The sequence below is a fragment of the Bacillus sp. SIMBA_005 genome, assembly GCF_046535585.1.
GTDB lineage: Bacteria > Bacillota > Bacilli > Bacillales > Bacillaceae > Bacillus > Bacillus pumilus.
Window position 1 is genome coordinate 1 of sequence record NZ_JAWRWI010000619.1, and the last position, 262, is coordinate 262.

A 262-nucleotide genomic window follows, 5' to 3' on the forward strand; every position below is an offset into this window, starting at 1 on the left:
TGTGCGTGCCGCCGTAGTCGATACCGAGCGAGGTCACAGCACCGGGCCCAGCACGTCGCGGATGGCGGTGGCCTCCGCCTCGTCCGCCGTGGTGTAGCTCGTCTCGCCCGCACTCGCGCCGGAGCCGAGCGAGACGGCGAGGGTCGAGGTGACGGTCCGCTTCGCGGAGGCGTGCACTGCGTCGACCCCCGTGGCGGCGATCGCCGCGGCGTTCGCCGAGGTGACGCCGGCGCCCGCCATCACCTCGATGCGGCCCGCCGCG

Annotated in this window: 1 protein-coding gene; it reads right to left on the bottom strand. The window is 75.2% G+C overall.

Annotation, left to right across the window (positions count from 1 at the left end; genetic code table 11):
- Window positions 1–33: 33 nt before the first annotated feature.
- Window positions 34–262, bottom strand: a 229-nt coding sequence (locus SB660_RS21560) for a copper homeostasis protein CutC (RefSeq protein WP_410584453.1), incomplete at its 5' end; no start/stop codon positions are given.